Source organism: Pseudoduganella sp. UC29_71 (genome assembly GCF_042693265.1).
Lineage (GTDB): Bacteria > Pseudomonadota > Gammaproteobacteria > Burkholderiales > Burkholderiaceae_D > Rugamonas.
Genome location: NZ_CP170549.1, coordinates 3,892,078 through 3,912,970 on the forward strand (window position 1 = coordinate 3,892,078; position 20,893 = coordinate 3,912,970).

Sequence of the window (20,893 nt, forward strand, 5' to 3'; positions counted from 1 at the left end):
CCGGGTAAAAATGTCGCCTGGAAAGATTATACGGGACGCTTGGGGAATTCAAAGCCTGTTTTGAGGTCCATGTAGACCTTTACGCCACCCTTGTTGACGACCGACTTGGGCGGCGGCGGCACGCCGGCCAGTTCGCGCGTGAACACCGGCAGACCTTCGCCCTTGCGCAGTTCCTCGTCGGCGCGCTGGAACACATTGGGGCAGCCGGTCTCGGCCAGCAGGGCTTGCACAATTGGCACTTTCCAGGCATCCACGGCGCCGGACTGGAAGCTGCACAGCAGGAAACCTGCGGGGCCGCCATAGTAATCCACCACTAGGCCGGGCAAGCCGTCTTGCTCGGCGTTAATCAGCTGCATCAGGTCTTCCGGCCCCAGCTTGGCCACGGCGGCGGCGCGCTTGGCAATGGCGGCCTTGACGCGGCGTTTCATCATGGCGTGGTCGACCGGCTCGTCTTCGCGGAAGGTCCACACGCGGGCGCGGATCTGCACCGCGTGGGCGTTGTAGGCGGCGCGCGCCAGGAACTGGCGGGCCGACGATTGCACGGTGGCGGTGGCGCCGGCCTTGCCTTTTTCCTGCGGACGGCCCTCGACGCGTTCGATGGCGGTCGGATAAATCCAGGGGTCGCCGGCCAGCAAGCTCTTTTCCTTGCCCTGTTTGATGGTGATGATCAGCATGTGTTTCCAATGTAGTTACAGCCAGCATGATACCGCATGGGCCGCGCCACTCCCCGGGGAATGCATTCTATTCCGCCGTCTGCGCAGTCTGTCGCATGGGGCGGGCGGCGCCAGGGGCGATTCCTTACTATCTCCATCATCGAACAAGATCAATCGAGGAGATCATCATATGGCAAGCTATCCTACCGTCCGCTCCACCCTGCGCAAGGCGCTGCGCACCACCTTGCTGGCTGCCAGCGCACTGGCCGTCGTCGTTCCCGCCGCCAGCGTGCAGGCTGGCCCGTTAAGCTGGCTGGGCGGCGGCGACCGCGTGCAGGGCAGCGGCAAGATCGTCAAGCAGACGCGCGACGTCGGCCACTTCACCGGCCTGGCGCTGGCCTTGCCGGGCGACGCGGAAGTGCGCATCGGCAACACCGACAGCATCACCATTGAAACCGACGACAACCTGCAGGCACTGGTGGAAACCGTGGTGGAGAACGAAACCCTGCGCGTGCGCCCTGTCAAACGCAATATGCGGCTCGATACGCGCAACATGAAAATCATCGTTCAGGCCAAGAACCTGGAGCGCATCTCGGTGGGCGGCTCTGGCACGGTCGACGCCGAAAACCTGAAGGGCGCCAACCTGACCTTCGACGTGGGCGGCTCGGGCGCCATCAATGTGCGGGGCATGGAGAGCGAATCGGTGTCGGTATCGCTGGGCGGCAGCGGCAGCCTGAAGGCGAGCGGCAGCACGGAGCGGCTGAAGGTGTCGATCGGGGGGTCGGGCAAGGTCAATATCGGCCAGCTGGCCGCGCGTGACGCCTCGGTCAGCATCGGCGGTTCGGGCCAGGCCACGGTATGGGCCAAGCAATCGCTCAACCTGAGCGTGGCCGGTTCGGGCGACATCGGCTACTACGGCGATCCCCAGATCAGCAAGTCCATCATGGGTTCGGGCAGCGTCAAGCGCCTGGGCGCCAGTCCGCAATAAAGTGCAGATTACTCCAGCCCGGCAGGCGCACACCCCGCCGGGCTGCGTTATTTGGTGTTGAACAGGTCCTGGGCTGAGGCGCCCTCGATCAGGCTATCCAGCCACGCTTCCAGTTGCGGCGCGGGCGCCGACTTGATCTGCGCGGCCACGGCGGCCGGCATTGAGCGCATCTGCCGCGCCGCCATCCGCCGCACCGTCTCCCGCAGTACTTGCAAGCGGCCCAGCTCCAGCCCTTCCGCTTTACCCTGCGCGCTGCCTTCCGCCTTGCCTTCCGCCTTGCCTTCCGACCAGCCTTCGGCTCGCGCTTCGGCCCGCTCCCTCTTCCGCGTCAGCTTTGCCTCCCGAACAATGGACCGGGTCCACTCATCCAATGTCAAATTTCCCATGACAAGCTCCTCATCCGGCAAAAAGTCAGCCATGTACTCCTTGCGCTGCACGCAATCAGACAGCCAGCGCAGCAAGCTCTCGCGCAAGGGCTGCGTCGCGCCGGCCCGCAGCCAACTGGCCAGCGACCTCAATACCTCCACGCAGGCCTGCCTGGAGCGCGACCGTTCCAGCGCGAACAGGGCCGCGACCACGTTCCGTTCGGTGTCGTCCAGCGCAGTCGTCACCTTCCTTTGATCTATCAAGAGGTATTTTAGTTCGGGCTGGAAGTCTGCCAAGCCGTGCGGTTGCGGCAGCCGCAGGCCGGACAAAGTGTGGCTCGCGGTCCACGGCCGCTTGCCGTTGTACAGCACGATAGGCAGCACGGGTGGCAGCTTCCCGCGCCGGTCAAGCTTGCGCTGCTTGATCAGATCCTGGTACAGCAAGCCGACGTAAACCTGCATCCGTAACGCCATCCAATGGTCGCTGCTGGACTGAAACTCCAGCAGCAGGTAGACATAGATGCACTCGCCGCCCACGTGCAGGCGCCGGTCCCGCATCAGCTCGGGATGCGCGAACAGCTGTTTATAGCCGGTATCATGGTTGGCCCTCATGGGCCGATTTTAAGGCGCGCGCCAGCCCAGGCGGGTGCGCTGTGCCATGGATTTGGCCGGGCTCAAGGGGGAAGAAAAAAGCCCGGCGCAAGGCCGGGCTTGGGGGAACTTACAGGTCGAACTTGAGTTCCGCGATCAGCGTGCGCTGGGTGTACGGGTGGAAGGCCCAATACTTGCGGTTGTTCAGGTTGTCGATGCCGAGCGAGCCGGTCCATTGCGGTGTGAAGCGGTAGCGCACCCGCACGTCGGCGACAAGGTAGTCCGACACGCCGGTGTAGGTGGCGCCGTTCGGGTCGCTGTTGTCCAGCGTGCCGTACTGCCGGCCGCTATACCGTGCGCCGGCGCTGGCGGTCCACTTGTCGCCCACGTGGTAGGACGCCAGCGCCGTCGCACGCCAGTCCGGCACGCGCGGCTGCCGCTTGCCCACGCTGGCGGGTAGCTTGTCGTTGCGCACGATCTCCGAATCGGCATAGGTCATGCTGCCGGTCAGCGACAGGCCGCGCACCAGCACATGGTCGGCCTGGTAGGACAGCTCCAGGCCGGTGGTGCGGATCTCGCCCACGTTCTGCACCGTGTTCACGGTCGGCGTCAGCGCCTGCGAGTACAGCGCGTCGCGCGTGTTCTCGTGGAAGACGGTGGCGCGCAAACTGCCGCGTTCCAGCATGCGCTCGGCCGTCAGCTCGCTGGTCCAGGACTTCTCGGCGCGCAGCGACGGATCGGTGTTGATGATCTTGTCGTCCACGATGGAGCCCTGGAACAGCTCCGCCGCCGTCGGATTGCGCACGGCGCGGCCCGTGGATGCCTTCAGCGTCCACAGCTCGGATGCGCGGTAGGCCAGCGCCGCCTTGGGCGACCAGCTGTTCTCGCTGCGCACAGCGAAGCGCAGCAGGCCGCCCGTCTCGGGCTTGGCCGCCAGGCTGGCCGCGCTCGACAGCTCGCCGCCGAATGCCTGCCAGCGTTCGAAGCGCAAGCCCAGCGTGGCCTTCCACAGTTCGCTGATGCGCCAGGTATCCTGTGCGTACAGGCTTTCCAGGCGCGTCTCGCCGTTGAAGGTGGAGACATGCTTGCCGCCGCCGGCATTGATCCAGTCCGCGCCGCTGGACACATGCGTGCGCAGCTTGGCGCTGTCGCGCTGCAGGCCGAAGTCCACCACGTGCGCGGCCCAGCCGCCAGCCGCACCATTAGCCGCACCACTACCCGCACCGCGATCCACGCCCGCGCCCGCGTCCGCACCCGGCCGCCACGTCCCCTTCAGCGCCAGCGTATTCCAGCCGCTGCCGCCCATGTCCGTGATGTTGCCCTGCCCGCTGGTATGCAGGTCCGGCACCGCCACCGTGGGCGTGCGCACGCGGTCCTTGGCGTAGTCGTACAGGCTGGCGGCCAGCTCCCAGCTGAACACGCCCTTGCTGTGCTGCTTGAGCGAGAAGCCGTGCATCAAGTGTTCCAGCTCTCCCCGGCTGGGCGCGAAGTCCGACGGCAGCAAGCTGTATTTCACGCCGCCGACATTGATATCGCCCTTGTAGACCCGGTTGCCAGCCGCATCGCGCAGGTAGGACTGCGAACTACGCTCGGCATCGTTCTTCCACCAGCCCAGCGTGTAGCTGGCGCGCAGGATGGGAGACAGGTCGTAGGCCAGCTTCACTTTGGCGTGGTCCTGCACCGTGTGGATCTGGTTGGTGGCGCCCAGGATCAGCCAGTCCTTGTTGACCGGATTGCGGTCCGCGATGGCGCCCGCCACCGGCACGCCGCCGCTGCCCGGTGTACCCTGCGTGAGCAGCTTGTTGGCGAAAGCGATAGGCTGGCCATTGCTGTCCAGGCGCGACACGTCCACCCACCACGACCAGGCGCCCTGCCGGTTGCCGACGGAGGCGCTGCCCTGCTTGCCGTAGTGGCGCGTATCGCTGCCGTACTGTCTGAAACCCTGGCCGTAGCCGGACAGCTTGACATGCGCTTCCAGCCGGGTCGGCATGCGGGTCTGGAAGTCCACCACCGCGCCCACCGAGTTGCCCGGATAGGCCGCCGAGAACGGCCCGTACAGCACATCCACGCGCTCGATTTCCTCCGGCGTCACCAAGCCCCAGCGCGGCGTATAGGTCGCGCCGTTGCCCAGCAAATTGGACAGCAGGATGCCGTCCGCGTACACCATCGAACGCGCGCTGTTGCCAGTGCCGGAAGCGCGGCTGGCCAGCACCGCATGGTCGTAGTCGCCGACGTAGCGCTTGCGCACGTTCAGGCTGGGCAGATACTTCAGCGCATCCTCGCTGTCGCTGGCGTTGATGCGGTCCTCGATCTGCGCGCCGGTGATGCCTTCTATGGTGGTCGGGATCTGCGTCGGCAGCGAACTGGGGCGGCCGCCGTTCACGGTCACCACCGCATGATCGGCGCGCGCAGGACAAATCACGGACGCAGCAGCGCCCATCGCCGCCAGCATCACTGCCAGCGGCTTGCATTTGAACGTGTTCATGAGAGCCTCAGTGCTGGTGGACGGCGCCTTCGGCCGGAACAACGTTCAGCACCGGCGCCGGCGCCTTGACTTTGACGCCGGCCTCGCCGGGAAGTTCATCCCAGGCCACGGTGCCTTTCACGCATTCCTGCACGACCTTGAAGTACAGCTTGCCCGCTTCGGCCGGCAGCTTGGCCTGCACGGTGAACTCGTCGAAGTACTCATCCGGCAGCGGGCCGCCGCTCCACGTCACTTCGCGCACGGCGGCGGTGATCTTGCGGCCGTGCGATTCCACCGGCACCGACAGCTTGCCCTCCACTGTACGGATTTTCCATCCAGCCTTCGGCATCGGCTTGGCGCCGGTGACCGATTCCGGCAGCATCACGGTGATGGCCTTGGTCGCGCTGCCGTCGCAGCCGTGGCCAACCCGGAACGTGAGCTTCTGGTAGCTGTCGGCCACGCCGGAGGTTTGCTCCAGCGTCACATGGGCGTGCGCCTGCGCTGCCAGCAAAGCGGCAGCAATCATCAGGGTCTTCTTCATGGCGCGCCTCACTTGGCGGAATAGGTGAGCGGCCGCACAGCCACGTTCAACTCGATGGTTTCGAGTTTCTTGTCCTTCTTCTGAACTACCAGCGTGAGGGGCACGGTCTCGCCCTCTTTCAACTGGCGCTTCAACTGCATCAGCATGATGTGATAGCCGCCCGAGGCCAGGTCCACCGGCTTGCCGGCCGGGAGGTCGATGCCGCTCACCGGCTGCATCTTCATCATATTGTTCTCCATCGCCATCTGATGGATTTCGGCGACACCCGCCACGCTGGAACGCACTTCGACCAGGCGCGCATCCTGCGCGGATTGCAGCTGCATGAAGGCGCCGCTGGCCTTGGCGGCGGGCACCGTGGCGCGCACCCAGGGATCTTTGACAGTGACCTGCGCTTGGGCGCTGGCGGTGGAGAACAGCAGTGCGGCGGCGCACGCGGCGCCGGCCAGGAAATTGGTTTTCATATCTACCTCTGAAACGATTACGGGATACGCCGATGAAGGCGCAGGTGTAAAGCAGGATCAGACTGGCGCGGGCGGACCGCGCGGGCGCGACGCCGACCAGGCCGCGAGCGGCTGCGGTGCGCGATAGAACAGGAAGGGATGGAGTTGGGACTGGGCAGCGAATGGCAGGCCCGATACCAGGGACGGCGGCAGGCCGAAGGAACCGGCGTGCGTAACGCAATAGCCGCAATCCTCGCCCATGGACATGCCCTTTTTTTCGCCCTCGTCGCCCATCGCCAGGAAGGCGGCCGGCAGCGGCTTGCTCTTGTCGGCGCGGCACAGTTCAAAGGCGGCCGGGTTGCCCTCCCCCTTGGCCATGGCATGCGAGATCGCAGGCGCGAGCGCGTTCAACAGCACCGCGGACATCGCGATCCAGATCCACAGCACGCTCTTTGAGAATCTCATTTGCATGGTGCGAAATTATACATTAGCTAGCGCCCCGCCGCTTCCAGCGCCGCCGCCAGTTCCTGCGCCGCCTTCCAGCGCTGCGACGGCGCCGGATGGGCGAACTGCTCGAAGTTGGGCGCATGGCTGGCGCGCGCCAGCTTCTGGAAATAGCGCGCCAGCAGCGGCGCCGGCCAGCCCACGCGCCAGGCCAGCTTCAGGCCTTCGCGGTCGGCCTCGGCCTCTTGCCGCATGCCCAGCGGCGCCAGCTTGCGCATCAGCGCCGAGTCGTTGTCGACCGCGTCCTCCAGTTCGGCGAACGGACGCTGGCGCCACGCCGGCTCCAGGCGCATCGCTTCCTCGTATTCCAGCAGGTTGTGGCGCAGCACCGCGTGCGCGATTTCGTGCGCCAGCAGCATGGCCAGTTCGGCGTCCGTCAGCAGCAGCTTGTGCACGTAGGCGCGGCTCACCAGCAGCTTGCCGCCGGCCATGGCGTAGGCGTTGTCGTCGCCTTCCGGCGCGGTGTGGACTTCCCACGGCCAGGCGGCCGACTCGGGATAGTCGTGCGCGGCTTGCGCGATCAATGGCTGGGCGATGCGCTGCACGCGCTGGTGGAAATCGGGATCGGCGTCCAGCTGGTGCTGGGCTTGCAGCTCGCGCATGCGCTCGCGGTACAGGCGCTCGGCGCCGGCCATGACTTCGGCCTGCGTCAGCGCCGCGGCGGCGCCCGCATAGGCCAGCAAGAATAATCCGTACAGGTAGCGGCGCATGGCACCATTCTGCCACAGCGCCGGCATGGCGGGTTACGGCGGTGCCCGCCTAACCGGCCCTACGGCCGATGAGTTGCGCAAGGCACCTGGCCTCAGCGCTCGCCCTTGAAGGTTTCGCGCTCGATCAGCACGGTGTCGGTACCGTCGGTCAGCCAGATCTGGCCGTCCTGGATGGTGCATTGCAGCTGCATGGTGCGCTGGGCCATCTTGGCCAGTTGTTCGGTCGCCTCGGACTGCAGGTTGATGACGGTCAGGTTTTTGGCCCGCTCCACCTTGTTGGCCAGCGCCTTCCACCAGATATGGCTGGTCGCGTTGTAGCTATACACGACCACCTGCTCCGAGCGGCCCGCGCCTTTCAGCAGCTTCTTGTCATCCGGCTGCCCCACTTCGATCCACAGCTGGATGGCGCCGGTCAGGTCTTTCTGCCACAGGTCCGGCTCGTCGGTATCGAACAGGCCCTTGGTGAAGGTCAGGTGCTCGTGCGCGTGGATGGCGAAGGCCAGCAGGCGCACCATCATGCGCTCGTCGGTTTCCGACGGGTGGCGCGCCAGCGTCAGCGTGTGCGTGTCGTAGTAATTGCGGTCCATGTCCGCAATCGATAATTCGGCTTTGTAGATTGTTGCTTTGAGGGCCATTGCTTACTTCTAGGTTGGGTTATTTGAAGATGACGGTCTTGGAACCGTTCTGCAGCACGCGGTGTTCCGTGAACCATTTGACGGCGCGCGCCAGCACCACGCACTCGACGTCGCGGCCGATGGCCGACAGCGTTTCGGCCGTCATCGAATGGTCCACGCGCTCCACGTCCTGCTCGATGATCGGGCCTTCGTCCAGGTCGCTGGTGACGAAGTGCGCGGTGGCGCCGATCAGCTTCACGCCGCGGTGGTGCGCCTGCGCATAGGGCTTGGCGCCCTTGAAGCTGGGCAGGAAGGAATGGTGGATGTTGATGGCCTTGCCCTTCAGGCGCGCGCACAGCTGCGGCGACAGGATTTGCATGTAGCGCGCCAGCACCACCAGGTCGATCTGGTGGTTGTCCATCAGCTCGATGATGCGCGACTCCTGCGCCAGCTTGGCCTCTTCCGGCGCGCCGGCCGCCAGCGGCAGGTAGTGGAAGGGAATGTTGTAGCTGGCCGCCAGCTGGTAGAAGTCCATGTGGTTGGACACGATGGCCGGTATCTCCACCGGCAGCAGGCCGCTCTTGTAGCGGAACAGCAGGTCGTTCAGGCAGTGGCCGATTTTCGATACCATCAGCATCACGCGCGGCTTGACGTGGGCATCGCGCAGCTCCCAGTCCAGCTGCATGGCCGCGCCCAGCTGGGCGAAATCGGCGCGCAGCTGTTCGTCGCTCACGCCCGGCTCGTCGCGCGAAAAATGCACGCGCATGAAGAACAGCTGCGATTCGGCGTCGCCGAACTGCGCGGAGTCTATGATGTTGCAGCCATGCTCGGCCAGGAAGCCGGACACGCGGTGCACGATGCCGCGCTGGTCCAGGCACGACAGGGTAAGGATGTATTCTGGATGCGTCATATCTGAAAATTTGAGGTTAGACGAATATCAACCCGCTATTGTCGCATGCCGGCGCGGCATCGCCATCAAAAGGAAAAATAGCACGATCGTTCAATTCTAAGTTATAGTTAAAGAACTCATTATTAGAACTCACTATTTGGAGACACAAAATGACCTTGGAGAACCTGCAATTCCGCCTGGCCAACCGTCCGGTAGGCATGGCCAAAGACACCGACTTCCAGAAAGCGGCCGAGCCGCTGCGCGAGCTGGCCGACGGCGAGATCACCGTCAAGACGCTGTACCTGTCGCTGGACCCGGCCATGCGCGGCTGGATGAACGACGCCAAGTCCTATATCCGCCCGGTCGCCATCGGCGAAGTGATGCGCGCCGGCGGCGTGGGCGAAGTGGTGGCGTCGAAGTCGCCGAAGTTCGCGGTGGGCGACATTGTATCCGGCGGCATCGGCGTGCAAGCCTACTGGCAAGGCGCGGCGGACGACAAGAGCGCGTCGTTCTTCAAGATCGACAGCCGCCTGGCGCCGCTGACCACCTGGATGAACACCCTGGGCATGCCCGGCATGACGGCCTACTTCGGCCTGCTGGAAGTGGGCCAGCCGAAAGCTGGCGAAACCGTGGTGGTATCCGGCGCGGCCGGCGCCGTGGGCCAGACCGTGGGCCAGGTCGCCAGGCAGCTGGGCTGCCGCGTGGTCGGCATTGCCGGCGGCAAAGAGAAGTGCGATTTCGTCGTCAATGAGTTAGGCTTTGATGCATGCATCGACTACAAGACCGGGTCGGTGCGCGACGGGCTGAAGGAACATTGCCCCAAGGGCGTGGACGTGTATTTCGACAACGTGGGCGGCGACATCCTCGACACGGTGCTCACCCGCATCAACATGAAGGCGCGCATCGTCATCTGCGGCGCCATTTCGCAATACAACAACACCACGCCCGTGAAGGGACCTGCCAACTACCTGTCGCTGCTGGTGAACCGCGCGCGCATGGAAGGCATGGTGGTGTTCGACTACGCCGACCGCTACCACGTCGGCGTGGCGGCGCTGGCAGGCTGGCTGAAGGAAGGCAAGATCAAGAGCAAGGAAGATGTAGTGCAGGGACTGGAAAACTTCCCGCAGGCATTGACGATGCTGTTCGAAGGCAAAAATTTCGGCAAACTTGTGCTGAAAGTCGCCTGAACGTCATTCTCGCGGAACTAACCGCCATGGCGCTTCTCTAATTGACGGAGCAGCCAGCTTGGCTGCCCGTCCAACGTTCACTACGATCAAGGAGAAGGGTCATGGCTACAAATCAAGGCGATCAAGGCAAAACCGGCACCACCAAGGGCACGGCCAAACGCGGCTTCGCGGCGATGGATGAAGCGCAGCAGCGCAGCATCGCCAGCAAGGGCGGACAGGCCGCGCACCAGAAAGGTACGGCGCACGAATTCGACTCGGAAGAGGCGCGCCGCGCCGGCCAGAAAGGCGGCGAAGCGGTCAGCCGGGACCGCGAGCACATGGCGGAAATCGGGCGCAAAGGCGGCGAGAGCCGGCAGTCGGCCAACCGCGCGGCCGGCAACCGGCAGGGCGGCACCAAGTCGGACAACAAACAATAACAAGCCCTCTTAAGACAGAGGCGCGCACTGCACCATAGCGTCCGCCGTGTTTCATCGTGCTGGGCTAGAATCGGCAAGCCCGCTGGCATGGGCCAGCGTTTGCTACCGATTCTACCCACCATCACGAGGCAAACATGAGTGCAACTTCGAAACAAGGCGGCGACGCGCTGACCACCCCGACCGACCTCGGTTCCAAGGCCCGCAAGGAAGTCACGCTGGGCCTGAACCGGCTGCTGGCGGACGCCTTCACCCTCTACATCAAGTGCAAGAACTTCCACTGGCACGTGAGCGGTCCGCATTTCCGTTCCTACCACCTGCTGCTCGACGAGCAGGCCACCGCCGTCTACGCCATGCTGGACCCGGTGGCCGAGCGCGTGCGCAAGCTGGGCGGCAGCACGCTGCGCTCGGTGGGCCAGATCGCGGAACTGCAGCGCATCAAGGATAACAACGCCGAATACGTGGACCCGGTGGCCATGCTCAACGAGCTGCGCGAGGACAATCAGCAACTGGTGAAATTCATGCGCGAGGTGCATGAAATCTGCGACCAGGACAACGACATCGCCACCGCCAGCCTGCTGGAAAACTGGATCGACGAAGCCGAACAGCGCATCTGGTTCCTGTTCGAGTCCACCCGCTGATGCACGCTTAGCTGAATCTTAGCCGGGCACGCCGACTATCACGCTGGAGGCCTTGAACAGGGCAGTCGCTTCCATGCCCTCCTCCAGCGCCAGCGCGGCGCAGCTCTCCAGCGTAACGGTGGCGCCTATGGTGCCGCCGCCCGGCAGCGCAATGCTCACGTCCGCGTTCACCGCTCCCGGCACCAGCCGCGACACCACACCCTTGAGCTGATTGCGCGCCGACAGGCGCGCTCCCTCGGCCTGCGTCGCCACGATCACCGAAGACGCTTTCACCAGCGCAAACGCATCCGCCCCCACCGCGATGCCCAGGCTGGCCGTGCTCTCGTGCGTGATGATGGCCACGATGCGCTGGCCTCCGACGATGTCGATGGTCACCTCATCGTTCACCGCGCCGGGCTTGATGGCGGACACGGTGCCTGCGAAATGGTTGCGCGCGCTGGTTTTCATTTTCATGGTCTGGATCAGGAGGAAGTCATCCGCCAGCGCGTGCGACTGGCGGCTCAGGTGCTCGATGAAGCGGCGGTGTTCAAGTTCGATCTTGTGGAAATTGTCCACCAGCTGCGCGCCGCGCCTGGTCAGCCGCGTGCCGCCGCCGCCCTTACCACCCGCCACCCGTTCCACCAGCGGCTCGCCGGCCAGGTTGTTCATCGCCTCGATGGCGTCCCACGCGGCCTTGTAGCTCAGCTTCACGGCCTTGGCAGCCTGCGTAATGGAGCCGTACTGCGCCACGGCGGCCAGCAGCGCCACGCGGTCGGAGCCGCCCAGCTGCTGGCCGCCCACCGTGATCCAGACCTTGCCCTGCAGGGCCAATTCCTCATTGTCCATCGCGGCTCTCCCGGGTTTCTTCGACGATGGCGCCGTCGGCCATCGTCAGCACATGCCCGCCGAAGACGCGCGCATCCTCCGGGTCGTGCGTAATCATCAGCATGGGAATGTTCAGGCGGCGCTGCAAGGCGTCCAGCTCTTCCCGCATGCGCACGCGCAGCACCGGGTCGAGTGCGGCGAACGGCTCGTCCAGCAGCAGCGCGGCCGGATCGGCAATCAGCGCCCGCGCAAGCGCCACGCGCTGCCGCTGCCCGCCCGACAGCTGCGACGGGAGCTGGTGCGCCACCGCCTGCAGCTGGAAGGCGTCCAGCCAGTATGCCAGCTGTTCGCCGTGCACGCGCGGCGCCGGGTTGAACCAGCCCTGCTTCAAACCGAACACGATATTCTGGCGCACGTTCAGGTGCGGGAACAAAGCGTAGTCCTGGAACACATAAGCGACGCGGCGCTGCTGCACGGGCACGTCCACGCGCGCCGCGCTGTCGAACAGGCGCCGCCCGCCCAGCTCTATGCTGCCGGCGTCCGGCGTGATCAGCCCGGCGATGGCTTTCAGCAGCATGCTCTTGCCGGCGCCGGAGGCACCGTAGATGACGATGCGGCGGCTGTCGGACCTCAGCTGGGCCTTCAGCGTGAATTCGCGCGTGCCGGCACGCAGGGTCTTGGCAATGTCGAGCTGGATCTGCATGTCAGGAAGCCCGCGTGGGCGTGAGCTTGTTGGCCAGCACCAGCACCGTTACGCAGGTGAGCGAGGTGATGATGACGAGCAGGTTGGCCGTGTCGTCCTGGCCGGCCTGCACCGCCTCGTAGACGGCGATCGACAGGGTCTGCGTCTTGCCGGGAATGCTGCCGGCCACCATCAGCGTCGCGCCGAATTCGCCCATGGAGCGGGCGAAGGCCAGCAAGGTGCCGGCCAGCACGCCGCGCCATGCCAGCGGCAAGGTCACGCGCAGGAACACGCCGGCGGCGGATACGCCCAGCACGCGGGCGGCATCCTCCAGCTGCGTATCCACCGTTTCAAACGCCGAACGCGCGGCCTTCAGCACCAGCGGGAAGGCCACGACGGCGGCCGCGATCACCGCCGCCTGCCAGGTGAAAATCAGGTTGATGCCGAAATGCTGCTGCAGCCAGTGGCCTATCGGGCCGTTGCGGCCGATCAGCACCAGCAGGTAGTAGCCCAGCACCGTGGGCGGCATCACCATGGGCAGGGTCAGGATTGCGTCCAGCGTGTCGCGCCCCGGAAAGCGGGCGCGCGCCAGCAGATAGCCCAGCGCCACGCCGAACACCACGTCCAGCAAGGTGGCCCACAACGCCACCTTCAGCGACAAGGCCAGTGCGATCCATGCCTGCTCCATCGCTTACGGCCGCCCGAAGCCGTACTTGGCCAGGATGGCCTGGCCGGCCGGCCCCTGCGCGAATGCCAGGAACTTCCCGGCGCCGGCGGCGTTCGGCGCGGTGCGGACGGCGGCGATCGGGTACAGCACCGGCTTGTCCGCCGGTACCGGCAGCGCCACCTTCACTCTGTCCTTCATCAGCAGCGCATCGGTGGCGTAGACGAAACCGGCATCGACTTCGCCGCGCGCCACGTAGTCCAGGCTCTGGCGCACCGAAGCGCCGTAGATCAGCTTGGGCTCGACGGCCGCCCACAGGCCGGCCTTCTCCAGCGCCTGCTTTGCGTAGCGGCCCACCGGCACGCCGGCCGGGTTGCCCATCGTGATTTTCGCCACCGCCGGCAGGCGCAGGTCCGCCAGGCTCTTGACCGGCAAGGCGCTGGCGCCCGGCACGATCAGCACCAATGCATTGCTGACGAAGTTCTTGCGGCTGCCGGCGGCCAGCAACTGCTGCTGCTCGGCCTTGTCCATGGCGTCCTGGTCGGCGGACGCAAACACGTCCACCGGAGCGCCCTTGGCAATCTGCGCCACCAGTGCGTCGGAGGCGGCGAAGTTCAGCAGCACCTTGTCGCCCGGATGCGCGCCCTCGTAAGCCTGCGACAGCTCCTTGAACGCATTGGTCAGGCTGGCGGCGGCGGACACGGTAATGTCGGCGGCGGCCGCCCAGCCCATGGCCGAGGCCAGTGCGGCGGCCAGATAAACCTTCTTCAGCATCAAGCACTCCTTCTCGTTGGAAAGCGCAATATACCTGATTATATAGCGAAATATGATACATTCTCGCCTCCCCACCTATCTGGCAGTCCGTATATGCAGCCCCTGAAGTACCTCAGCGCCTATTCCGAGCAAATGCAGCAGCAAGTCCAGCAACTCATCGCGCAGGACAAGCTGGCCGGCGTGCTGAAGCAGCGCTATCCGAGCGCGCACGACATCCGCACCGACAAGGCGCTGTACCAGTACGTCCAGGACTTGAAGACCGAGCACCTGCGCAACGCCGCGCCGATCGACAAAGTGGCCTTCGACAGCAAAATCCACGTGATCAACCACGCGCTGGGGCTGCACACATCCATTTCGCGGGTCCAGGGCGGCAAGCTCAAGGCCAAGCACGAGATCCGCGTGGCCACCATGTTCAAGGAAGTGCCGCTCGAATTCCTGCGCATGATCGCCGTGCACGAACTGGCGCACGTAAAAGAGAAGCAGCACGACAAGGCGTTCTACAAGCTGTGCACCTACATGGAACCGAACTACCACCAATACGAGTTCGACCTGCGCCTCTACCTCACCCAGCTCGACATCAGCGGCACCAAGCTCTGGTAACTGAAAACGAAAATGGGGTCAGGGTTAGTTTTCTCGGACGAGAAAACTAACCCTGACCCCATTTTCGGTGCAACTTTTTTTTAGAGGAAACGCTGCAGCAGGGCGCCGGGTTCGGTTTCGACCATCATCATGGCCGCGTGCTGCGGACGGATGAAGCCTTGTTCGGTGGCGTGGCCGATAAAGCCGACCAGACTGTCGTAGAAGCCATCCACGTTAAGCAGCCCTACCCGCTTGCTGTGGATGCCGAGCTGCGACCAGGTCAGCATCTCGAACAGTTCTTCCATCGTGCCCATGCCGCCCGGCATGGCGATGAAGCCGTCCGACAGCGAGGCCATCATGGCTTTGCGCTCGTGCATGTCCTTGACCACGAACTGGCGCGTCAGCCCGGTGTGGGCCACTTCGCGCTGCACCAGCGCGGTCGGGATCACGCCCGTCACTTCGCCGCCCAGGCGCAGCACTTCGTCGGCGATGATGCCCATCAGGCCGACATTGCCGCCGCCGTACACCAGCGACAGATTCATCTCCACCATGCCGCGCGCCAGCGCCTTGGCCGCTTCGGCATAGCGCGGCGAGGCGCCGCCATTGGCGCCGCAGTACACACACAACGATTTCACGCTTATTCTTCCTCGATTTCGGCTTTCGCCAGTTCCACGTCCAGCCGCTCGTTCGCATCGCGCGCTTCATGCGCGGCCGCCTGTTCGTACAGGGCGACAGCTTCGTCCATTTTCTTCTTCCCGTCCAGCATGGCCAGCGCATTGGCATATTCGATGCGCGCTATAGCACTGTCGGGATTGAGTTCGAGCGCTTTCTTGAACAGCTTGTAGCCCTCTTCCTTCTTGGCGCCGTAGGTCAGCCCACCTATCATGGCACCCACCTTGTCGACGATCTCGGCGTGGTAGCTGCCCAGCGCGATGTGCGCGTCGGCATGCTTGGGAGCCAGCTTGATGGCCGTGTCCAGGCTGTTCTTGACCTTGGCGCCTATGCCTTGCGCCAGCGCCTTCACCACCGAGATGCCCTGCGCGTAGCGACCCAGCGAGTAGGCGTGCCAGTAGTAGGCGGCGGCGTTCTTGGGCTGTTCTTCCTGGTGCTGCTCGCAGCGCTCGGACACTTCCAGGAACATGGCGAGCTTCTTCTTTTCGCTCGCTTCCAGGTAGGTGGCGTAGATGCACGTGGCGCGGTGCGCGACCGAGTAGCCGTCGGCGCCCTGCGCCAGGCCCAGTTCGGCGGCCTTTTCGAAGTCTCCCGCATGGTAGGCGATCCAGGCTTGCACCAGCTCAGCCTTGGCCGGATACGGCTCGGCGTCGTTGGCGTGCAGGCGCGGCCAGGCCTTCTTCAGGCTGGCTGCCGTGTAGACGTAGGCGTCTTCCGGATACGGGAAAGTCTTCCATGCCATGCTTATCTCCTCAGGTTATCTTTTTTAAGTATTCTTCCGACAGTTTCTGGAACAGCAGCTGCGTTTCATTGCGCAGATACGGGCCGATTTGCGACAGCACCTGGTAGCAGCCGCGCGCCAGCGCGTCCGCCATCGATTGCTGCTCGCTGTATTTGCGCGGATTGCGCACGTATTCGTAGGACAGCCAGTAGGTGGCCACCACCACCATATTGGTCGACATGGCGTCGATCACGGCGTCGGACGCTTCCAGCGAACCTTCGCTGCGCAAGTCTTCGCACAGCTGTTTGGCCACCTTGATTTTATGCGCCAGGATTTGCTTGAAATGCAGTTCCAGTTTGCGGTTGCGCGACAGCAGGTCGTTCAGATCGCGATAGAAGAAACGGTAGCGCCAGATCAGTTCAAACATCAGATGCAGGTACAGCCACACGTCCTCGATATTCGAACGGCGGCCGTCGGGCACTTGCAGGATGCGTTCGATTTCGCCTTCGAATTGCGTGAAGATGGAATTGACGATGTCGTCCTTGTTCCGGAAGTGGTAATACAAGTTGCCGGGCGAGATATTCATCTCTTCGGCGATGACCGTCGTCGTAATGTTGGGCTCGCCGAATTCGTTAAACAGGCGCAGGGATAATTCGAGAATCCGTTCCCGGGTACGGCGAGGTGCTTTCTGTAGCATGGCGGCTGGTCTTTGTTTTTCTTCCTGCAAGGATAACACCGATGCCAGGCTTTTAGAAACGGCGTACCGGTCAGCGGCCATGGGCTACTTTCAGGTAGCGCTCCAGGTCCGACAGCGCGGCGTCCAGGCGTCCCAGCGCCTTGCGCGGACGGCGCTGGCGCACCAGCGTCAGGCTGCTGTCCTCCAGCACGCCGAGCTTGAGGCGCATGCCGTGCCGCGCCAGCCTGGGCGCCAGTTCGTGGCGCTGCTGCCACAGCATCAGCCGGGTGTTCTGGTAGGCCTGCTCGCAGGTGCGGCGGCGGTTGTTGTAGCTGAACATATTGGTGAAGAACAGCTCGGCATCGTGCTCGCTGGGCTGGAACAGCACGATGTCCACCTCCGGGTGGCTGACCTGGTAGCTGGCCAGGCCGGTCTCCAGGCGCGAGTGCAGGATGGAGCGCACGGTCTGCGACAGCACGTCGATCAGGCCGCCGTTGGTGAGCTTGCGCGCGCCCTTCCTGAAGCGGGCGTTGTAGGGCACGATGGGGTTTACGCACAGCAGCAGGTCCACCCCGTGTTCGAGTGCGATGGAGCCGTGCATGGTCTTGCGCAGCGCACCGTCGACAAAGTGATGGCCGCCGATTTCCACCGGCGGGAACAGGCCGGGCACGGCGGAGCTGGCTTGCACGGCGACCGAGATCGGCGTGTCGTCCCAGCCCGGCGCGCCGAAGCAGACGGCCTTGCCGGTGTCGAGGTCGGTGGCCACGATGCGCAGCTTGCGCGGCAGCTTGCGGAAGTCGTTGCTGCAGCCCTTGGCGACGAAGGCGGCCTTGAGGAAGGCGCCGATGGCGTCGCCGGACAGGAAACCGGCAGGCAGCGCCTCGGTCAGGCGCTCGAAGGACGAGGCCAGGCTGCCGCGCTGGCGCGCATAGTGCAGCGCGCCGCCGGCCAGCAAGCCGGGGAGCATGCGCGCGCGGCGGCCGAACTCGCGCAAGGCGGGGCGCAGCAGGGTTTCGGGTTTGAACAGCATGGCGCCGGCAGGCGCTTGCTCGTCGCCGGCGTCGCTTTCCACGAACAGGCGGCACATCTGGTGCGGGGTGTAGCCGTTGGCCAGCGCGGCGCTGATGATGGCGCCGGCGCTCACGCCGACGTAGACTTCGGCATCGTTGAGGTCCAGGCCTTCAATGGCCTCGGCTATGGCGGCCAGCGCGCCGATCTCGTAGACCACGGCCAGCGGCCCGCCGCCGGCCAAGGCCAGGCCGACCTTGCTTGCGGCGGCAGGCGTTTTGGGTTCAGCAGCGGGTTTTCTAGGCATAGACTTTCATGTGCAGCATTCCCTCGGACCCGGTCCGCGAACGGACCGGGGGAGGAGGACCGAGGGAACTGGTACAGCCGGCTTGAACGCGTCGGCGTTAAGCGGCTTTGTTGGCGGCGTTGACCGACTCGGCGGTCGGGAAAGCGATGGCGGCGGCTTTCGGCGCAGCTTTGGCAGCGGCTTTCGCCTTAGGAGCTGCCTTGGGAGCTGCCTTAGGAGCCGCTTTCGCTGCCGGCTTGGCCGCAGCCTTCGCGGCGGCTTTGACGGCCGGCTTTGCGGCCTTGGCGGCTGGCTTGGCTGCAGCTTTGGCGGCTGGCTTGGCGGCTGGCTTCGCAGCTGATTTGACGGTCTTCGCGGCCGGCTTGGCAGCCTTGGCTGGCGACAGCTTCTTGCCGGTCAGCGCTTCCACGGCCTTGGTCAGCGCTTCCACGCGGGCATTCAGTTCCTGCACGTCCTTCTGGGTCGGCACGCCGATGGTGCCCAGGGCGCGCGATACGCGGTCTTCGAAAACCTGCTCCAGCTTGTCCCACGAACCGGCGGCTTGCTTGCTCACGCCCGACACGGTCTCGCGTACTTCGGAAACCTTGTCCTCTGCCAGGTCACGGGTGCGCTGCTGCAGCGCGTTGCCTTCTTTTACCAGCTTGGCGAACACACGGCCGCCCTCTTCCTGTGCCTTGGCGAAAGCGCCCAGGCCGGCTTGCCAGATCTGCTGCGCGGAATTGCGAACGGCGCTCGCCAGTTGCTTGTCGTCGGCATTGGCCAGGGATTTCAGTTTCTTAACCATAGTGAGCTCCATTGAGACTGTCGTTGAATCGGATCGTTCCTTTGATGAAAACATTTTAGGCGCCATTTCTAGAGATGGGCTTCTAATGGGGTAGAGCGCAGGTTCTAATCCAGCGAGCAACATCGCTTGCCATTTATTGCCTATCCTGTAATGATTGTCCGCGGCTGATATCCCAAGAATAAAGGAGAGACTGATGCAATATTTTGTTACCGGAGCCACCGGCTTTATAGGCAAGCGCCTCGTCAAAAAACTGCTGGCCCGCAAAGGCAGCGTGGTTTACTTCCTGATGCGCGAGAGCAGCCGCGATAAGCTGGCCGGCCTGTATGAATATTGGGGCGCCACCAAAGCCCGCGCCATTCCGGTATTCGGCGACCTGCGCAGCGCCAGGCTGGGCGTCACCAAGGACGACATCAAAAAACTCACCAACACTATCGACCACTTTTATCATCTGGCAGCGGTCTACGATATGCTGGCCGATGCCGACGAGCAGATCGCGGTCAATGTGGAAGGCACGCGCAATACCGTCGATTTCGCCAACGCCATCCAGGCCGGCATATTGCACCACGTGAGCTCCATCGCCGCCGCCGGCATGTTTGAAGGCATCTTCCGCGAAGACATGTTCGACGAAGCCGAGAATCTCGACCATCCGTATTTCGCCACCAAGCACGAGTCAGAGAAAATCGTCCGCAATGAAACCAAGGGCGCGTGGCGGGTATATCGCCCCGGCCTGGTGGTGGGGGATTCCAAAACCGGCGAAATGGACAAGATAGACGGTCCATATTATTTCTTTAAGCTGATACAGCGCATCCGCCAATTGCTGCCGCCATGGATGCCCACCATCGGCATTGAGGGCGGCCGCATCAATATCGTGCCGGTGGACTACGTGGTCAACGCCATGGACCACATCTCCCACCTGCCCAAGCTGGACGGCCGCGCCTTCCATCTGACCGACCCGGAACCGATGCGCGTGGGCGAAGTGCTGAACACCTTCTGCCGCGCCGCGCATGCGCCGACCATGAGCATCCGCATCAACGCCGCGCTGTTCGGTTTCATTCCGAAGTCGATCAAGAAGGGCGTGTTCGCGCTGTCGCCGGTGCGCCGCGTGCGCGACGCGGTGATGAAGGACCTGGGCCTGCCGCCGGACCTGATGACCTTCGTGAACTACCCTACCCGCTTCGACAACCGCGACACGGCGCAAGCGCTGAAAGGCACCGGCATCGCCTGCCCGCCGCTGGAGAAATACGCCGCGCCGGTCTGGGACTACTGGGAGCGCAACCTGGACCCGGACCTGTTCATCGACCACACGCTGCGCGGCCAGGTGGCTGGCAAGGTGGTGCTGGTGACGGGTGGCTCGTCCGGCATCGGCCTGGCGGCGGCGCACAAGCTGGCCGAAGCGGGCGCCATCACCATCATCTGCGGGCGCGACGAGGATAAGCTGCTGGAAGCGAAGAAGGAAGTGGAGGCGCGCGGCTTCGAGCTGATCACCTATGCTGCGGACTTGTCGGACATGGCGGACTGCGACCGCTTCGCGCAGGTGCTGATCGCCAACCACGGCGGCGTGGACGTGCTGGTGAATAACGCCGGCCGCTCGATCCGCCGCGCCATCGAATCCAGCTATGACCGCTTCCACGATTTCGAGCGCACCATGCAGCTGAACTACTTCGGCGCGCTGCGCCTGACCATGGCGCTGCTGCCGTCGATGACGGCCAAAAAGCGCGGCCACGTGATCAATATTTCGTCCATCGGGGTGCTGACCAACGCGCCGCGCTTCTCGGCCTACGTGGCGTCGAAGGCGGCGCTGGACGCGTGGACGCGCTGCGCGTCGTCCGAGCTGCAGGATCTGGGCATCAAGTTCACCACCATCAACATGCCGCTGGTGCGCACGCCGATGATCGCGCCAACCAAGATCTACCAGAACGTGCCGACCCTGTCGCCGGACGAAGCGGCGGACCTGATCGCCGAGGCCATTGTGTGGAAACCGGTGCGCATCGCCACCCGCGTGGGCATTTTCGGCCAGGTGCTGCACGCGCTGATGCCGCGCGTGGCGCAGATCGTGCTCAACACCAGCTTCCGCATGTTCCCGGATTCGGACGCCGCGAAGGGCGGCGACGGCAAGAAGGCGCCGCAGATGTCGTCCGAGCAGATCGCCATGCAGCAGCTGCTGCGGGGCGTGCACTTCTAAGGCTTTCCACCGGGAGCGGCGCGCGCCCCGGCTGCCATCG

At 64.3% G+C, this 20,893-nt stretch carries 24 protein-coding genes; 6 read left to right on the forward strand and 18 right to left on the reverse strand.

Annotation, left to right across the window (positions count from 1 at the left end; all coding sequences use genetic code 11):
* Positions 1-26: 26 nt before the first annotated feature.
* Positions 27-674 carry an SAM-dependent methyltransferase gene (locus ACFJI2_RS17170; protein WP_377701104.1) on the reverse strand — a complete coding sequence of 216 codons (648 nt, stop codon included), beginning with the start codon at positions 672-674 and terminating at the stop codon, positions 27-29.
* Between the two features lie 169 nt (positions 675-843).
* Here ACFJI2_RS17170 and ACFJI2_RS17175 point away from each other — a divergent pair, with 169 nt between their 5' ends.
* Complete coding sequence (locus ACFJI2_RS17175; protein ID WP_377701105.1) at positions 844-1,641, forward strand: head GIN domain-containing protein; 798 nt, start codon at positions 844-846, stop codon at positions 1,639-1,641.
* 47 nt (positions 1,642-1,688) lie between these two features.
* Here the strand turns inward: ACFJI2_RS17175 and ACFJI2_RS17180 are convergent, their stop codons facing one another.
* The 8 genes from ACFJI2_RS17180 to purU all read right to left on the reverse strand — a co-directional run bounded on the left by ACFJI2_RS17180 (position 1,689) and on the right by purU (position 8,780).
* Positions 1,689-2,618, reverse strand: coding sequence for an Rpn family recombination-promoting nuclease/putative transposase (locus tag ACFJI2_RS17180; protein WP_377701106.1), 930 nt, complete (start codon positions 2,616-2,618; stop codon positions 1,689-1,691).
* A gap of 109 nt (positions 2,619-2,727) precedes the next feature.
* A complete protein-coding gene (locus tag ACFJI2_RS17185; RefSeq protein ID WP_377701107.1) occupies positions 2,728-5,082 on the reverse strand; it encodes a TonB-dependent receptor in 2,355 nt (784 codons plus the stop codon).
* 7 nt (positions 5,083-5,089) lie between these two features.
* Complete coding sequence (locus tag ACFJI2_RS17190; RefSeq protein WP_107870773.1) at positions 5,090-5,602, reverse strand: YcnI family protein; 513 nt, start codon at positions 5,600-5,602, stop codon at positions 5,090-5,092.
* A gap of 8 nt (positions 5,603-5,610) precedes the next feature.
* Entirely contained in the window at positions 5,611-6,063 is a 453-nt protein-coding gene (locus ACFJI2_RS17195; RefSeq protein WP_377701108.1) for a copper chaperone PCu(A)C, read from the reverse strand.
* A 57-nt stretch (positions 6,064-6,120) separates the two neighbouring features.
* Positions 6,121-6,507, reverse strand: a complete 387-nt coding sequence (locus tag ACFJI2_RS17200; RefSeq protein ID WP_377701109.1) for a DUF2946 domain-containing protein — start codon at positions 6,505-6,507, stop codon at positions 6,121-6,123.
* Between the two features lie 26 nt (positions 6,508-6,533).
* Positions 6,534-7,256: a M48 family metalloprotease gene (locus ACFJI2_RS17205; protein ID WP_377701110.1), complete on the reverse strand. Its 723-nt coding sequence runs from the start codon at positions 7,254-7,256 to the stop codon at positions 6,534-6,536.
* 92 nt (positions 7,257-7,348) lie between these two features.
* Positions 7,349-7,891 (reverse strand): YaeQ family protein, encoded by a 543-nt coding sequence (locus ACFJI2_RS17210; RefSeq protein WP_377701112.1) that lies wholly within the window; start codon positions 7,889-7,891, stop codon positions 7,349-7,351.
* A 19-nt stretch (positions 7,892-7,910) separates the two neighbouring features.
* A complete protein-coding gene (gene purU / locus ACFJI2_RS17215; RefSeq protein ID WP_377701113.1) occupies positions 7,911-8,780 on the reverse strand; it encodes a formyltetrahydrofolate deformylase in 870 nt (289 codons plus the stop codon).
* A 149-nt stretch (positions 8,781-8,929) separates the two neighbouring features.
* On the opposite strand from purU, the gene ACFJI2_RS17220 reads away from it, so the two are divergent.
* From ACFJI2_RS17220 to ACFJI2_RS17230, 3 genes are all read left to right on the forward strand, one after another.
* On the forward strand, positions 8,930-9,946 hold the full coding sequence (locus tag ACFJI2_RS17220; protein ID WP_377701114.1) for an NADP-dependent oxidoreductase: 1,017 nt from the start codon (positions 8,930-8,932) through the stop codon (positions 9,944-9,946).
* Positions 9,947-10,047: 101 nt separating this feature from the next.
* Positions 10,048-10,362 (forward strand): KGG domain-containing protein, encoded by a 315-nt coding sequence (locus tag ACFJI2_RS17225; RefSeq protein WP_377701115.1) that lies wholly within the window; start codon positions 10,048-10,050, stop codon positions 10,360-10,362.
* 134 nt (positions 10,363-10,496) lie between these two features.
* Positions 10,497-11,000, forward strand: a complete 504-nt coding sequence (locus ACFJI2_RS17230) for a DNA starvation/stationary phase protection protein (RefSeq protein ID WP_107870790.1) — start codon at positions 10,497-10,499, stop codon at positions 10,998-11,000.
* A gap of 18 nt (positions 11,001-11,018) precedes the next feature.
* On the opposite strand, the gene ACFJI2_RS17235 is transcribed toward ACFJI2_RS17230, so the two are convergent.
* The 4 genes from ACFJI2_RS17235 to modA are packed head-to-tail and all read right to left on the reverse strand — an operon-like array spanning position 11,019 to position 13,924.
* On the reverse strand, positions 11,019-11,825 hold the full coding sequence (locus ACFJI2_RS17235; protein WP_377701116.1) for a TOBE domain-containing protein: 807 nt from the start codon (positions 11,823-11,825) through the stop codon (positions 11,019-11,021).
* The gene (locus ACFJI2_RS17240; RefSeq protein ID WP_377701117.1) at positions 11,815-12,507 is read right to left on the reverse strand and encodes an ABC transporter ATP-binding protein; all 693 of its coding nucleotides are present in this window, start codon (positions 12,505-12,507) and stop codon (positions 11,815-11,817) included. Before ACFJI2_RS17240 ends, ACFJI2_RS17235 begins: the two co-directional genes overlap by 11 nt.
* A 1-nt stretch (position 12,508) precedes the next feature.
* On the reverse strand, positions 12,509-13,174 hold the full coding sequence (gene modB, locus ACFJI2_RS17245) for a molybdate ABC transporter permease subunit (RefSeq protein WP_377701118.1): 666 nt from the start codon (positions 13,172-13,174) through the stop codon (positions 12,509-12,511).
* Positions 13,175-13,177: 3 nt separating this feature from the next.
* Positions 13,178-13,924 (reverse strand): molybdate ABC transporter substrate-binding protein, encoded by a 747-nt coding sequence (gene modA / locus ACFJI2_RS17250; RefSeq protein WP_377701119.1) that lies wholly within the window; start codon positions 13,922-13,924, stop codon positions 13,178-13,180.
* Between the two features lie 93 nt (positions 13,925-14,017).
* Here modA and ACFJI2_RS17255 point away from each other — a divergent pair, with 93 nt between their 5' ends.
* Entirely contained in the window at positions 14,018-14,524 is a 507-nt protein-coding gene (locus ACFJI2_RS17255; protein WP_377701120.1) for a YgjP-like metallopeptidase domain-containing protein, read from the forward strand.
* 80 nt (positions 14,525-14,604) lie between these two features.
* On the opposite strand, the gene ACFJI2_RS17260 is transcribed toward ACFJI2_RS17255, so the two are convergent.
* The 5 genes from ACFJI2_RS17260 to ACFJI2_RS17280 all read right to left on the reverse strand — a co-directional run bounded on the left by ACFJI2_RS17260 (position 14,605) and on the right by ACFJI2_RS17280 (position 18,671).
* Positions 14,605-15,138 (reverse strand): TIGR00730 family Rossman fold protein, encoded by a 534-nt coding sequence (locus ACFJI2_RS17260; RefSeq protein ID WP_377701122.1) that lies wholly within the window; start codon positions 15,136-15,138, stop codon positions 14,605-14,607.
* A 2-nt stretch (positions 15,139-15,140) separates the two neighbouring features.
* Entirely contained in the window at positions 15,141-15,917 is a 777-nt protein-coding gene (locus ACFJI2_RS17265) for a hypothetical protein (protein ID WP_377701123.1), read from the reverse strand.
* Between the two features lie 10 nt (positions 15,918-15,927).
* Entirely contained in the window at positions 15,928-16,593 is a 666-nt protein-coding gene (locus tag ACFJI2_RS17270) for a TetR/AcrR family transcriptional regulator (protein ID WP_107870807.1), read from the reverse strand.
* Between the two features lie 70 nt (positions 16,594-16,663).
* A complete protein-coding gene (locus ACFJI2_RS17275; RefSeq protein ID WP_377701124.1) occupies positions 16,664-17,887 on the reverse strand; it encodes a patatin-like phospholipase family protein in 1,224 nt (407 codons plus the stop codon).
* A 97-nt stretch (positions 17,888-17,984) separates the two neighbouring features.
* A complete protein-coding gene (locus ACFJI2_RS17280) occupies positions 17,985-18,671 on the reverse strand; it encodes a phasin family protein (RefSeq protein WP_377701125.1) in 687 nt (228 codons plus the stop codon).
* Between the two features lie 193 nt (positions 18,672-18,864).
* Here ACFJI2_RS17280 and ACFJI2_RS17285 point away from each other — a divergent pair, with 193 nt between their 5' ends.
* Positions 18,865-20,853 carry an SDR family oxidoreductase gene (locus tag ACFJI2_RS17285; RefSeq protein ID WP_377701126.1) on the forward strand — a complete coding sequence of 663 codons (1,989 nt, stop codon included), beginning with the start codon at positions 18,865-18,867 and terminating at the stop codon, positions 20,851-20,853.
* Positions 20,854-20,893: the final 40 nt, after the last annotated feature.